The sequence below is a fragment of the Sulfurimonas sp. genome (genome assembly GCF_014859695.1).
GTDB lineage: Bacteria > Campylobacterota > Campylobacteria > Campylobacterales > Sulfurimonadaceae > Sulfurimonas.
Map to the genome: position 1 here is coordinate 14,600 of NZ_JACUTS010000021.1, position 14,232 is coordinate 28,831.

General features: G+C 39.9%; 16 protein-coding genes. 5 read left to right on the top strand and 11 right to left on the bottom strand.

Annotated elements, in window-relative coordinates; genetic code table 11:
• Window positions 1–80 precede the first annotated feature (80 nt).
• Together IBX42_RS05740 and IBX42_RS05745 are read right to left on the bottom strand one after the other, a co-directional pair.
• The gene (locus IBX42_RS05740; RefSeq protein ID WP_294930139.1) at window positions 81–758 is read right to left on the bottom strand and encodes a 16S rRNA (uracil(1498)-N(3))-methyltransferase; all 678 of its coding nucleotides are present in this window, start codon (window positions 756–758) and stop codon (window positions 81–83) included.
• The gene (locus IBX42_RS05745) at window positions 749–1,156 is read right to left on the bottom strand and encodes a hypothetical protein (RefSeq protein ID WP_294930142.1); all 408 of its coding nucleotides are present in this window, start codon (window positions 1,154–1,156) and stop codon (window positions 749–751) included. The genes IBX42_RS05740 and IBX42_RS05745 overlap by 10 nt, the downstream gene beginning before the upstream one ends.
• Window positions 1,157–1,193: 37 nt before the next feature.
• Here IBX42_RS05745 and glp point away from each other — a divergent pair, with 37 nt between their 5' ends.
• On the top strand, window positions 1,194–2,411 hold the full coding sequence (gene glp / locus IBX42_RS05750; RefSeq protein WP_294930145.1) for a gephyrin-like molybdotransferase Glp: 1,218 nt from the start codon (window positions 1,194–1,196) through the stop codon (window positions 2,409–2,411).
• Here glp and IBX42_RS05755 read toward each other — a convergent pair.
• The 4 genes from IBX42_RS05755 to IBX42_RS05770 form a co-directional block, all read right to left on the bottom strand.
• Window positions 2,408–2,989, bottom strand: coding sequence for a 6-carboxytetrahydropterin synthase (locus IBX42_RS05755; protein ID WP_294930148.1), 582 nt, complete (start codon window positions 2,987–2,989; stop codon window positions 2,408–2,410). The genes glp and IBX42_RS05755 overlap by 4 nt on opposite strands.
• A gap of 3 nt (window positions 2,990–2,992) precedes the next feature.
• Entirely contained in the window at window positions 2,993–3,751 is a 759-nt protein-coding gene (locus IBX42_RS05760) for a 7-carboxy-7-deazaguanine synthase QueE (RefSeq protein ID WP_294930151.1), read from the bottom strand.
• Window positions 3,751–4,716, bottom strand: coding sequence for a GTP 3',8-cyclase MoaA (moaA, locus tag IBX42_RS05765; protein ID WP_294930154.1), 966 nt, complete (start codon window positions 4,714–4,716; stop codon window positions 3,751–3,753). Before moaA ends, IBX42_RS05760 begins: the two co-directional genes overlap by 1 nt.
• Before the next feature lie 129 nt (window positions 4,717–4,845).
• Complete coding sequence (locus IBX42_RS05770; protein ID WP_294930156.1) at window positions 4,846–6,147, bottom strand: alginate export family protein; 1,302 nt, start codon at window positions 6,145–6,147, stop codon at window positions 4,846–4,848.
• Window positions 6,148–6,406: 259 nt separating this feature from the next.
• On the opposite strand from IBX42_RS05770, the gene IBX42_RS05775 reads away from it, so the two are divergent.
• Window positions 6,407–6,871, top strand: coding sequence for an RDD family protein (locus IBX42_RS05775; protein ID WP_294930159.1), 465 nt, complete (start codon window positions 6,407–6,409; stop codon window positions 6,869–6,871).
• 69 nt (window positions 6,872–6,940) lie between these two features.
• On the opposite strand, the gene IBX42_RS05780 is transcribed toward IBX42_RS05775, so the two are convergent.
• The 5 genes from IBX42_RS05780 to mnmG form a co-directional block, all read right to left on the bottom strand.
• The gene (locus tag IBX42_RS05780; RefSeq protein WP_294930162.1) at window positions 6,941–7,888 is read right to left on the bottom strand and encodes a c-type cytochrome; all 948 of its coding nucleotides are present in this window, start codon (window positions 7,886–7,888) and stop codon (window positions 6,941–6,943) included.
• A 10-nt stretch (window positions 7,889–7,898) separates the two neighbouring features.
• On the bottom strand, window positions 7,899–9,113 hold the full coding sequence (locus tag IBX42_RS05785) for a cytochrome bc complex cytochrome b subunit (protein WP_294930165.1): 1,215 nt from the start codon (window positions 9,111–9,113) through the stop codon (window positions 7,899–7,901).
• A gap of 15 nt (window positions 9,114–9,128) precedes the next feature.
• A complete protein-coding gene (gene petA / locus IBX42_RS05790) occupies window positions 9,129–9,653 on the bottom strand; it encodes a ubiquinol-cytochrome c reductase iron-sulfur subunit (RefSeq protein WP_294930168.1) in 525 nt (174 codons plus the stop codon).
• A 61-nt stretch (window positions 9,654–9,714) separates the two neighbouring features.
• Window positions 9,715–10,581: a hypothetical protein gene (locus IBX42_RS05795; RefSeq protein ID WP_294930171.1), complete on the bottom strand. Its 867-nt coding sequence runs from the start codon at window positions 10,579–10,581 to the stop codon at window positions 9,715–9,717.
• A gap of 42 nt (window positions 10,582–10,623) precedes the next feature.
• Window positions 10,624–12,504 (bottom strand): tRNA uridine-5-carboxymethylaminomethyl(34) synthesis enzyme MnmG, encoded by a 1,881-nt coding sequence (mnmG, locus tag IBX42_RS05800; protein ID WP_294930174.1) that lies wholly within the window; start codon window positions 12,502–12,504, stop codon window positions 10,624–10,626.
• An 83-nt stretch (window positions 12,505–12,587) separates the two neighbouring features.
• On the opposite strand from mnmG, the gene IBX42_RS05805 reads away from it, so the two are divergent.
• The 3 genes from IBX42_RS05805 to ribE are packed head-to-tail and all read left to right on the top strand — an operon-like array spanning window position 12,588 to window position 14,178.
• The gene (locus tag IBX42_RS05805) at window positions 12,588–13,274 is read left to right on the top strand and encodes a tetratricopeptide repeat protein (RefSeq protein ID WP_294930176.1); all 687 of its coding nucleotides are present in this window, start codon (window positions 12,588–12,590) and stop codon (window positions 13,272–13,274) included.
• 35 nt (window positions 13,275–13,309) lie between these two features.
• Complete coding sequence (locus IBX42_RS05810; protein WP_294930179.1) at window positions 13,310–13,543, top strand: hypothetical protein; 234 nt, start codon at window positions 13,310–13,312, stop codon at window positions 13,541–13,543.
• Between the two features lie 23 nt (window positions 13,544–13,566).
• Window positions 13,567–14,178 (top strand): riboflavin synthase, encoded by a 612-nt coding sequence (gene ribE, locus IBX42_RS05815; RefSeq protein WP_294930182.1) that lies wholly within the window; start codon window positions 13,567–13,569, stop codon window positions 14,176–14,178.
• The last annotated feature ends 54 nt before the right edge of the window (window positions 14,179–14,232 follow it).

Genomic DNA, 14,232 nt, shown 5'->3' on the forward strand with positions numbered 1-14,232 from the left:
GTTTACGTGCGAATATCTATATATTTTTTAAATCCGTATGGGGGCGGATTTTTAGAAAACGGATTATAGCAAAAAATATCTTAAAGTACTATTTTGCTAGCAATTGCAAGAACGGCGCTCTCGGAGCGCAGAACCATCGGAGTATCTAATCTAAATCTTTTAAAAGAGGAGAGGAGCTCTTTCTCTTTTTGCGAAAATCCACCCTCGCAACCAATAAGAACGGTTTTTATACTGCTGTAGTCTTGCAGCGTCTCATCGCAAAAATCAAACACGTTTGTATCGGGAAACTTTGCCACAAACGCCTCTACATTTTTATAGATATCAAATTCAATATATGTGCTTCTTCCGCACTGCTGCATTGAAGCCTCCATAATCCTTTGAAATCTTTTAAAATCTAGTTTAGTGTTTTTTTGGCTTCTCTCACATGCTATAAACGAGACTCTCTCAACGCCTATTTCACAAAGGGAGGGCAGAACCTTCTCTATGGAGTTTGAATCTATGATGCACCAGCCGACATGGAGCGATTTTTTGCTCTTAACCTCGTGCGCCTCCGAAGAGATAAGAGAGAGTTTTGCACTTCTGGGCTCAACCTCTTCTACTTTATATCTGTGCAAAATCTCTATATTTTCTCTTGACCTGAAATTTATCTCATTACCCTCACAATGGCGGCGAACTTTGATGAGATATTTATGCAGATCGCCTCTTATATGAAGCGTTGGCTTCCCTGCCTCGTCATCAAGTATATATATCAAAGCCACATCCAAGTAGAGATACTAAGGGTTACAACTATCTCTAAAAGCAGAATCTTAAGTGCGTATGCTTTAAAATTTTTAAACGCATCACTCTCTTTTTGAGAGGTGCTTTTAAGTGCCTTTGCACGTTTTCGCTCCAAATAGATAAGAATAACGACAAAGAGTATCATGGCGATATTCTCTACAGTAAACTCTAGATGCTTCGCCGCCATCATAACTACGCCCGTAAAGACAACCATCCCTATCGCCGTTGCTGCAATGGGTGTAAAAAGCAGCATTGCTCTTCTATATTTTGCCAAATCTTTTATGCCAAAAAGCATAAAAATATTTATAAAAATAGCACTTAAAACCAACACAACACCCCAGTTGTGTGTTACAATACTCATATCATACATTTCATTCATAGTGCAATGTTACAATAAAAATAGAAAAAGAAGAAACATGGCTGTTACAATAGAAGAGGCACTCGAATTTATTTACAAAAATGCTACTCCAAGGTCACTAAAAATAGTACCATTTGAAGAGGCTTTGGGCTCTGTTTTGGCAGAAAATATAACTGCTTCTCACAACCTTCCTCCTTATGATAACTCGGCAATGGATGGCTATGCCGTCAAGGTTAAGGATACTCTAAAAGAGGTAAAGGTAGAGCATACTATATTTGCAGGCGATGACTCTAAAGATGTACTAAAGGGCGGATTTGCAATCAAAATAATGACGGGGGCAAAAATCCCCCATGGCTGCGAAGCGATTGTTCCCATAGAAGATGTTACGCTCACAAATAACGGGGTCAAGCTTCCAAACAACATAAAGCCATCAAGACACATTCGTTTGTGCGGTGAGGATATCAAAAGCGGAGAAACTATCTTAAAAAAAGGGCAGAGGCTCTACGCCCACCATATTACTCTTTTGGCGTCTCAGGGTATAAGCCACGTAAAAGTTTACAAAAAACCAAAAGTGGCTATTTTTGCCTCGGGAAATGAGCTGAAGATGCACTTTGAGAGTGTTGAGTCTTACCAGCTCTACAACACAAACTCTCCCACATTTTTTGCAAGAGCACTGGAGCTCGGATGCGAAGTTGATTTTATAGGCACGGCAGGCGATTCGCTTGAAGATATACAAAAGCACATCAAAAGCGCGCTTGAGAGCGATTTAGTAATAACATCGGGTGGAGTTAGCGTTGGCGATGCGGACTTTACAAAAGAGGCGTTTGGAGCATTCGGTTATGAGATATTTTTTGATAAAATCGAGATTAAACCCGGCAAACCGACAACATTTGGGCGCATAAAAGATACTTTGGTGCTCAATCTTCCAGGAAATCCGCTTGCAGCAGCACTCAATTTTGAGCTATTTGCTCAAAGTATCATATTGGCTCTTAGCGGTGACGCGGCAAAATATATTGCACCCATTGAGACAACGGCAGCAGCGGAGTGCATCATAAAAGGTGGCAGAAGAACGCTTATTCCCGGATATTTTGACGGCGCTGAGTTTACGCCCTACGATAAGTTTTCACCGGGTATGATAACCCCTCTCTCGCTCTCTAACGCATATATCATAGTAGATGAGAAGTGTGAGGTTATCAAAAAAGGTAGTAGAGTAAAAGTGATCTCCACAAGATTTAGCTTCAACTCAAAAGAGCAAAAAAGCCTCTCGTGCAGCTAAACGCTCTTGGGGTTTAAAAAACTCTCACTATTTTTTATCTTCTCAAAAAGTCTTGAGTCCTGCCAGCTATTTTGAATCTCTTGACTAAAATGAATTTCATTCAAATCAATCTCTCCCATATTTTTAGAGTAAGCATCCTCTCTAAAAGCCTGTGCATAGCCGGTTGCCGTCTCATGAACGATAATGCTGTGGAGTTTTACCTCCCTCTCTCCGTTGATGGTAGTGGTGAGGGTCAAAAGCTTGTCAATAAGCACAAAAATAACACGGCTAAACTGCTCTGCAGATGGGGAAACGGGAAGAAGCGCCCATCTTGATGAGTGTGCTTGCATATCGGCTATATATTGCTCCTCATCACCGCTCCAGATGGCAATAGAGTGGTCAAAACACTCAATAATATCTTTCATATTTTGCTTCATTAGCCCAAAATCATAAACCATCTGACCGTTATCCAAAAAGTTTGATTCAAACAGAAGCTCAACTCTGTAGGAGTGCCCATGCAGAGAACTTCTGCACTTCACGCTAGAGCAGCCGCGAACAATATGAGCATTTTCAAATTTAAAAAGTTTTCTTATTATCATCTCTTAGACACCTCTGTTTTGATCCCAAATTCGTATGTGAAGTCTATCACTAAAATTGTACCCTTTTGATTTACAAAACTCTATAAGCGGCTCTGTATTTGCCTCGACTTCCTCTTTTGTTCCGCCAAGAGGCATGCAATAGATGTCGCAATCCGGTGCATGCAAGCTTATCTCCAAAATCTCCTCTTCAAGCCCTAAATCTATAGAGTTTGCATCTATGGAAAATTTGAAAAAAGCCCCTTTTGCATTTGTGGCAATAGCGTTTATAATATTACCTCTGACTCTTTTACTAAAGGGTTCGTTTGAGTTTGAGAGCTTTACGGATAAAGCAAAAATGCACTCTTTATAGATTGGATAACGCTCAAAATCAACACTTAAAGAGCCGTTTGTCTCAAAGGTAATTCTGTGTCCATCCGCATGAAGAGCCTCTAAAAACTCCACAAATATTGCCTCATTTGCGTAGATGAGCGGCTCTCCGCCAGTCAGTACTATATCTACTTTTTTTGGCAGATCATACAGGTTGAGTATATTTAAAAGTTCTTTAGCATTGTTAACGGGTACCCAGTTTTGCAAAAAATGCTCCCTGTTTACCGCATAGACAGTGTCACATCCCAGAACTTTTGCGCCACCCGGTGCGCTCTCGATGCAGCCAAATCCTTCGCACTTCATGTTGCACCCGCCAAAGCGAAAAAAGAGTGATGGCGTGCCCGTGTAGCGCCCCTCTCCCTGAATACTATAAAAATGTTCTACTAAATATACCATCAACCGCCCGTTTCATAAAAAGCGCGGGTAGAGACTTCGCCATCCTCTCCACCCCAGCGGTTCTTCTCCGGCTTGTTCTTGACAACTTCTCTAAGCACTTCTGCCGCAGCTACTACATCTCCGGCTTTTATCGCTTTACCTATACTTAGTGCTTCATCGAAGTAGAGACACGGAATAAGCTGCCCCTCTGCAGTTAGACGGATACGGTTGCACTGCTTGCAAAAATCATCCTCATATGGTTCAATAATCCCAAATCTATAGCCGTCTTTCATACGGTAATAGTGCGATGGCGATGCACCGTCAAAGCCCTCATCTTCGAACTCATAATGCTCTCTTAGGGCTGCCAAAAGTTCATCGGATTTCAGACCGCTTATATCTTTAGAGGCAAAACTGTTCTCCATGTACTCTATGAAACGAACACTCATGTCTCTCTCTTTGCAGTACTCAAGCACATCGACTATCTCATCAGCGTTCATGTTTTTCATCGGCACCATATTGACTTTTACTTTTAATCCAACAGCAAGTGCTTCGTTTACACCCTCTAAAACATTTGCTAAAACATCTTTGCCTGCTATCTTTTGCGCTACTTCTGGCTTTAGCGTGTCAATGCTTACATTTAGGCGTTTTAGCCCTGCATCTTTTAGCTTTTGAGCGGTAGATTTTAAGAGATAGGCGTTTGTAGTCATTGCCAAATCAATCTCGGGAGCGTAGTCGTAGATCATCTTTATAAATTTATCCAAATCTTCACGCAAGAGAGGCTCTCCACCGGTTATGCGGATCTTATTTATCCCCTCATCTATCGCCACTTTTACAAACAAAAAGAGCTCTTCAAAGGTAAGCAGATTCTCTTTTGGCACCCACGAAAAGGGCTTTTCCGGCATGCAGTACTGACATCTGAAATTACATCGCTCTGTTACGGAGATACGAAGATAATCTACTACTCTCTGATAGCTATCTATTAGCATAATAATTCCTAAAGTGTTTTATATGTTTGTATTATATCTTTTGGAGGTAAAAAGTAGGTTAAATATTTTTTAGGTTGTAAAATAGAGGGGTGTTTCAAGCCACATGGAGAGTGGCTTGAGAGCTAGAAACTATTTGCTAGCAAATTTGTAATCTAACATTACCCAGAATTTTGTAGTGTCACTTGCTTGAGCAGCATTATTTCCTTCTGCTACAGTATCACCTGCGCTATAATCAGCAACTTTTAGCATACCAGTAAGACCGTTCATACCTGGAATAGCTCTTGTATAAACAGCATCTATCTCTGTACCATAGTCAATACTGCCTACATCACTTTGAAAATCATGATAAACTACTTGAAGCTTACCAAATTCTTTTGATGCATATCCAACATAAGCACTCATATCTTCAATACCTTGTGTCGGCGTAGCCAAGAATATATCCGCCCAGCCGTTAAATGCATGTCCAGTTGCTAAAGGAGTAGCAAATGCTTTTTCTTTACCAGCACCATCACTGTCACCGCTTAACACTTCATAACCAAGACCAGCAAGTATGCCTGATACATTTGCACCAAGTTCAAAGTTCATATAATCAGCATCTACATCGCTACTCGCTCCACTAAAACCAGAATTTTCCATAGAAGCATCAGTTTGTGTTGCGTACTCTGCACGGTAGTTCAGTTTAACGCCATCTGCAACAGCTACATTACCCGTAAGTGCTAAGCCGTAGGTATCGCTACCAGTTTTGTGTCCTGCAGTGCCTTCTCCGATCATATATGCGTATGCTGTAGCTTTAAGCTCAGGCATAACCTTATATGATACGTTTACAAGAGCTGTTCTTGTATCAGTAGCCGCATTTACTTCATCTGCTTTTACTCCATTAACCTGAGTTATATAAGAAGCAAATACGCTTAGGTTCTCAATGCTGTTACAAGTCAATGTATAAGCATCGAATGTCTGGAACATCTGTCTCCAGCCTACTGCTCCTACAAATCTCTGGTTATCAAGATTGATCATCTGACGACCGATTCTAAGAGTCGGTTTGCCAAGCTTGATATCTACGTAAGCCTGTGTAAGACGAGTCTGCTCAGGATCAACAACAGTTGCATGCGTTGTCTCTCCATTATCTGTGCTATTGTAATTGTCATTTAGTGCACGAACATCAGTCATCTCAGCATAAGCAGAAAGCCAGTCAGTACCAAGAAGATCAGCGCTAACACCGATTGTCAAACGATTAGTGAAGGCGTTTGCATTACTTTGCTTCGTTGTTGTTGTAGGAATCACAGCATCAGTATCCACCATCTCATAACGAGCTCTTATTTCACCTTTAGCCTTAATATTGCTTAAGATGTCCACCCCTTCAGCTTGCGCAGAAACCGAACCTATCCCCATTATCATGACCGCAGCCATTGACATTTTTACCATTTTTCTCATTTATTCTCTCCTGTTTTGTCTCTTTAATCACCCATATTATAGAAGTGATACATAAGTGATAATTTTATCATTTATGTATCACTTCTCATTATGAAATGTATTAGGACGTCACATATTCTACATCCCTAAATTTTAAATTTGGTTTAAATTCTCTGATTTAGCAGTTATTTGTTTACATATTGTTATTAATTATACAATTTAAGCCATATTTTATATACCGGAGAGTTTTAAAAGCTTTGATATCTGTTATAATTTCACTATGAGATTTAGAAAACTTAAAAAAAATAGAAATATTACAGACAAAAAAGAGACTCAAAAATTAACTTACGCTCCATATAGCTACAGAGTCAAAGCTTTTATAACAGACCTCTTTATGATATATGCTCCCATCCTCTATATAGTCACATATATAGTGCTTGATGGCAAAGATGAGTTTCAATCCTCACAGCTAGGACCTTTAATAGGGGTAACGCTCTATGGTATTATATATGCGGTTTTGCTCAGTAAGTTTGGGCAAACACCAGGAAAAAAAGCGTATGAGATGAGAGTAGTTGATGATAGAAGCGGCAAAAATATATCATTTTTTAGAGCAATAGTTAGATTTGTTGCTTTTCTTTTTACGGCTACGACACTTTTAGGACTTTTCGTACCATTTTATAGAAGAGACAAAAAAGCGCTTCATGATCTTATTTGTAAAACAATTGTGGTTGTTGAGAAGAAGTAAGGATTTAAGTTTAGATGAGGATGAAAACTCTTCTCTACGCTAGAGAAGAGTTTTCTTTTTGAGAAAGAGTTAGTGTAACTCTTTCCAAACTGATCTTTTCCACAAGAATGCAAAGATTGCAAATATAAGAATGTACCACATTACGTTCATACCCACAGATGCTCTTTCATCTCTTTTTGTATCACCTGAATCTGCCATATGCTCAATTACTTTATGAGCAGTATCTGCAGTAACACCCACTCTAGGCATTGCAGTTCCTTCAAGGTGTGCTTGAGGATTTTCAATAAAAGTGCTCAAGAAGTGCTCATTACGAGAACGGATGTACATTGAGAGATCCGGAGGGAGTTTGCCCATGTATTTAGTTAGTGACTCCTGATACTCCAACACTTGAATGTCAAATGCCAATGAATCTTTCTCAAACTTAAATGAAGGTTTTTCACCAATTTGCGTCCAGTTTTCATATCTCATCTCATGACATCTGCCGCAAGCATTTTCATATGCCATTTTTGGTGTTAACTGCTCTTTAGTTACCGCAATTGATTGTAGATAAGCAACCATATCTGCGACTTCTTGATCAATGTCTCCGCCAGCTCCGTAAAACGCAACCATTGGGTGCATCTGACCTTTAGCCGCATCAAACTTATGCTCAACTTTAAGTGCATGTGCAGGGTTTTTAATAAGATCTGCTAAAAACTTAGCGTCATATACAACACCCGCCTCGCTTAAATCAGGTGGATTAACACCATAAGCTCCGGCAGCAGTTACAGGGTCCATACCCGCAGGTACTCCCTCTTTTGTAATTGAGTGACAGCCTGTACAGCCGCCAGCTCCCATAGTTAACTCTTTACCGTTTGCAACATTACCTGTTTTTGAAATCGGTGCCAAATCAGCATAAGCAAAATTTTCGCTCTCTACATGTTTGTGCATAACACTGTGTGCATATGGCTCAACTAACCAGTAAGTTAGGAGAGTAAAAGCAACAACAACAACCAGAATTAAAGGTTCTTTATTTTTCATCCTATTCTCCTTATACTTTTTTTTCATTCATAGTTATAAATGGAAGCGCTATCCATAAAACTATAAACGCTAGCGCTGCAACTAAACCGATTGTGCTAAATATACCCTCTGGAGGCAATTTACCCATAGCAGTAAGCACTATCATGTCAATCAACAATAACCAGAACCAAACACTGAAAGCTCCACGACGACTTGCAGGAACTGCATTTGGACTTCTGTCTAACCATGGAAGAAGAACAAAGATTACCTGTGCAAAACCGAATGCTATTAGTCCGATGTTTACAGAGAACGGACGTAAAATCTCATAAGACCACAAGAAGTACCACTCAGGGTAGATGTGTGCAGGAGTTTTAAGCATATCTGCAGGGTCAAAGTTTACAGGGTCAAGTGCAAAACTATAGTTGTAAAATACAAGATAGAAGAAGAATATTAAAAATATACCGACAACCATCATGTCTTTACTCATAAAGTCATTAGCAAAACGCATAACTTTTGAACCGGCTTTGTCGCCTGCTAAATATTTTTTGCTCTCAGCATCAAAATCAATCTCTTCACCGTCTTGGTTGTTAACGTGAGGAATACGAAGAGCTGCAAAGTGAAGCCCGATAAGTCCCATGATAGCCAATGGTAAAAGAAGAACGTGCAACATAAAGAAACGAGACAAGAATGCTTGAGCAGGAACATAATCCCCACGAATCCACTCAACTAGACCGTCCATATGCAATCCGCCAAGACTAAAGATGTTAGTAATAACCATACCAGCCCAGTAGCTCATTTGTCCCCATGGAAGCATATATCCGCTAAACGCTTCAGCAGAAAAAGTAACAAAAAGAAGCATACCAGAGATCCAAATCATCTCACGGCCCTTTTTATATGAACCATAATAGATACCCGTAAACATGTGAATATAGATAACCAAGAAAACAACAGATGCAGCTACACCGTGAATATTTCTCCATAACCATCCAAAATCGACCTCTCTCATGATAGTGTAGTTTACACTGTCAAATGCCAAATCAACATGTGGCTGATAGTACATTAAAAGGAAAATTCCTGAAACTAAAAGTAATGCAAATGTAATTGCCAAAACCATACCCATTGCCCATAAAAAGTTAATATTTTTCGGTATCCAATACTCAGATGCCATAACTTTTTCAACTTTTTCAACTGCTAAACGCTGGTTTAACCAATCTTTAACACTTGTTGCTTTTGTAAAATGTGCCATATCTCATCCCCCTCCTTAAAGCGTTATTCCGCTATCTTTCATAGCTTGAAATTCCGGACCTACTTCGCCTAGAATCATATTGTTACCTTCAATTTTAAATGGAGGAATATCAAATGCACGTGGTGGTGGAACTTTTGTTACTTCACCCGCCCAGTTAAACATACCGCCATGACAAGCACATAAAAATGACTTCTCTGTAGCACTGTAACTTGGAATACAACCTAAGTGCGTACATAAACCGATAGCAATCATAAACTCAGAGCCTCCGACTATAACACTTCTTGCTTTTTGACTCTCTGTCTGGCTAGCAATCATCTCAGCTGTTTTTTTCAAAACAAAGATTGGCTTTCCCCTCCATTTTTCTGTTATTAGTTCACCCTCTGGATATATTGTCATGTCCAGAGTAGTAAAACCGGCAGCTTTGACGCTTGGAAGCGGATCCCAAGACTTTTTCATTGCAACCAATGAACCAACGGCACCAACACCTGCCACGGCGCCAAATGCTTTACCCATAAAACCTCTACGGCTACTGTTATGCATCTCTAAGCTCTCTTTCGTATAAAATTAAAGCCTGATTATATACTAAAATAGTTTTAAGTAATTATAAATTTAAGTTTTCTTTTATAAATTCTTGTAATTTATTACTATTGTGTTCCACATTGTAATACTCCCGTGTTTCAAGGGTTTTCAATGTTGTCAAAAGTTGACATTTTTCATAGTTTTTGATGATAGGAATGTTCATTTTCTTAAACAATTCTTGGAAATCGGTAGTGTAATCTTCTCTTTGAATATATATCGGTTTACCGCCTGAAGCCAAATTTTCTAAAACGGCTTGCGGGGATGCAGTAATGAGAATTTCTGATTTTTGAATAACATCGTCATAATCTTCAAACTCATGATGATTTTTAAATATCTTTTTTAAAGAATCCTCATAATCCAAAAAGTAGTAAAAACCAAGCAGCAAATCGGGATTTAAATCTTCGATAAAAGATATATTTTTCTCCAAATCCTTTTCATAATCATCATCACCGAAAAAATATGAGAGCTTTATTGTCTTTTCCTGCTGCTTGAAATATTTATCATCTACAACAACAGCATTGCAAATACCGTTGCCGCTTAAATAAGGAGAGACTAAAAATTCCCTCTCTTCCTTTTTATCATTTGTATCATCACTTATGCGGATAAAAGCGGAGAAAAATTTTCTCATATCATCAAGCATTATAGGATTTGCTTCTTCGGAATCAAATATCAGTTTGTCGCCATGTTTCGCGATTTGGGGAATATTTCTGACCACATCTACCCCAACCGCTTTATCTACTCCAAAGTGTCTCGCCTCATTTGCGATGCGGAAATCCGAACAAAGAAGCGTAATATCTACATCTCCCAAAGAGCGGATAATGGTACATGCGCGTCTAAATCTATCAAGACCGATTCGGTGTCCGGTGTGTACATAATAATATGTATTCATTATATCCCCTGAGTTTGTTTTGTGTCTCTTACTAAATTTTTCTTATTTACTTCTGTTTCTTATGTCAATTCTTATGTAGATATGCAAAATCTCTATCGCAGCAGGCGTTATACCCGAAATCTGCGAAGCCGCTTGAAGTGTCGGCGGATTGAAAGCCTCTAGCTTTTCAACTATCTCTTTGCTTAAACCGCTAATACTTCTAAAATCAAAACTCGGCGGAATCTCAATTTTTAGGTACTTTTTCATCTTCTGTATCTCTTCGCTCTGTTTTTGAACATAACGGGAGTATTTTCCCTCTACCAAAATCTCTTCTAGTATATATGGCGCATGTTCGGCTAATTCCGGAACCAGTTTTATCATCTTCTGTACATCAAAACTCTTTCTTGCGATAAGCTGCTGAGCGGTAATAGTATCTTTTATCTTCTCTTCACCCATAGACTCCAAAAACTCTATAAACTCTTTGTTTGGCGTGAAAACAGTCTCGTTTAAAAGCCTTAATCCCTCTTGTATCTGAAAGTTTTTTGATTCTACTTTTGCATAAACATCATCGTCAATCAGTCCAAGAGCGTGTCCGTAGCGGCTTAGTCTTGTATCGGCTGATTCTTCACGCAGAAGCAGTCTGTACTCGGCGCGCGATGTAAACATGCGGTAAGGCTCTTTTGTTCCTTTTGTAACCAAATCATCTATAAGAACGCCGATGTAAGCCTCATCACGGCGCAGAACTAAAGGCTCTTTGCCTTGCAGGCTTAAAGTTGCGTTTATCCCCGCCATAAGACCTTGAGCGGCTGCCTCTTCATACCCCGTTGTTCCGTTTATCTGCCCTGCAAGATAGAGACCTTTTATCTTTTTTGTCTCAAGCGAGTGTTTCAGCTCTCTTGGGTCTACAAAATCATACTCTATCGCATAACCGTAGCGCACGATTTTTGCATTTTCCATCCCTTTTACGGAGTGAATCATCTGCTGCTGTACATCGGGCGGAAGCGATGTGCTCATGCCGTTTATGTAGCACTCGGTATTTTCCATGGTTTGAGGTTCTATAAAGAGGTGGTGCCTCTCTTTGTCTCTAAAGCGGTTGATTTTGTCTTCTATACTTGGACAATATCTCGGTCCCGTCCCCTCGATCTGACCCGTAAAAAGCGGCGCACGATAAAAATTGCTCTCTATGATGTTATGCGTAGTCTCATTTGTGTAGGCGATGAAGCACGGAATCTGCTTCTTTGTTTTTCTGAACTCTTCACGGTTGGTTCTGAAACTAAAAGGGCTTGGAATCTCATCACCGTCTTGTTTCTCCATAACAGAGAAGTCGATAGATGAAGCATCAACTCTTGCACATGTTCCGGTTTTTAGCCTTCCCATCTCAAGACCGCAAGCTTTGAGTGAGTGACTCAGCCCTATGCTTGTTTGTTCGCCAAAACGTCCGCCCTCTTGCTTTATCTCGCCTACATGTATAACGCCTCGCAAAAAAGTTCCGCTTGTTATGACTACTTTTTTAGCCATATACTCATTTAAAAGGTTTGTTTTAACACCCTTTACCTCGCCATCTTCGACAATAAGCGATTCTACCATCTCTTGAACTAGTTCAAGGTTTGGCGTGGTTAAAATTTTATTTCTCGCAATCACGCGGTATCTGTCCATATCTATCTGCGCACGGCTTCCGCGAACGGCTGGACCTTTTGTCTGGTTGAGTATGCGAAACTGTATCCCTGCCTCATCGGTTATAAGCCCCATCTCTCCGCCGAGCGCATCTATTTCACGGACTAAATGTCCTTTTGCCAAACCGCCTATTGCAGGATTACAACTCGTCGCACCAACATTTTCGGCAAGCATTGAAACAAGCAGGGTCTTTGCTCCCATTCTTGCACACGAGAGGGATGCTTCAACCCCCGCATGTCCGCCGCCGACTACTATTACGTCATATTTCATATATATTCCAATTATTATCTTTAGCCGAATTTTATCATTTTTGAGTATCATTTGCGTAATATTCTAAATAATGGTTTAAGCCGATGATAAAAAAAGCACATAACGCATACAATACTCAAGATTTTAAAACTGCTTTTGAGCTCTATACACAGCTCTCAAATGAAGATAATGCCGATGCAATGACATCTTTGGGCTACATGTACCAAAATGCTCAAGATTGCCAAAAGGACGATGAAAAAGCACTGGAGCTTTACGAGAGAGCAGCGGAGCTAAAACAGCCATATGCTCTTTTTAATCTGGCACTTCTCTACATGAACGGTATTGGCGGCGTGGAGCATGACCAGTTTAAGGCGCATGAGCTCTACATGGAGGCGGCTACTAGAGAGGTTCCGCAGGCGATGTATGAGGTGGCACTTATGTTAGAGCGCGGACTTGGATGTTTGCAAAATTTCTCAGAGGCTGCTTTTTGGTACGAAGAGGGAGCAAAGCGCGGGCACTTAGAATCTTTTAACAACCTCGGCGTTTTGTACAAAGACGGGCATGGCGTTGAGATGAATGAGACGAGAAGTTTCATCTGCTTTAAAAAGGCGGCTGATGGCGGTTTGGCAGAAGGACTTTACAATCTGGGCATGCTCTACGACCAAGGATTCGGATGTGAACAAAATCACGACACAGCACTTGATTACTGCCGTAAAGCCGCATACAAAGGGCATGAAAAAGCAAAAGAGATTATCAAAGAGCTTCAAGAAGAGGGTAAGATTGTTTTTTGATTATGATATAATTTTACAAAAAAGGAGTTTCTGTTATGCATATTGCCATAGATGTGAATGATGCTTCAGTCGCCCATAAGATTTTGGATTTTTTAAAAAACTTCAATCAAGAGATAGATATAAGAACCTCTAAAGATGATGCAGATTTCATAAAAAATAGAGACTCATTACACAAAATCTATAAAGAAGTAACTGCACCTAATTATAACCTTCAAAAACTTGATGATACTTTTTGGGATGATATGGACAACGTAATCAAAAATGCTTGATAAAATGGGAAAAGAGATAAGAGATGTTCACAGGATTAATACGCGAAATAGCACATGTTAAGAGTTTGCGAGGAAGCACGCTTAGCATCCGCGCCAAACATAAAGCAAAAATCGGTGATTCAATCGCTATAAACGGGGCATGTCTTACCGTTATAAAAGTAGAGCATGACGGCTTTAGCGTCGAACTCTCCCCCGAGAGCCAAAAACTCTTAGCGATACAGAACTACAAAAACGAGGTTCACATAGAGCCTGCCATGATGATGGGCGATAGATTTGAGGGGCACATCGTTCAGGGACATGTAGATGCAATAGGCGAGATAAAAGAGATAAAAAACAGCGGCAACTCTTTTGATGTTTTTATAAAAGTCGAGAAAAAATTCATCCCCTACATCATCCCTAAAGGTTCCATAACAGTTGATGGCATAAGCTTAACAGTCAACGAGGTGTTTGCCGACAGTTTTAGGCTTACCATAATACCGCACACTATGAAAGAGACGCTTTTCAAAAACTACTCCATTGGCTCACATGTAAACATCGAGACGGACATGTTTGCTAGATATGTGGAGCATATTATCTCTCACAAAAAAAACACTCTTTCATGGGATGATATCGACTCCATATCAGCTAGATATTGATGAAATATAAAGCACTTAAAGATTACTTTGGGCATAACAGCTTTCGGGAGTTTC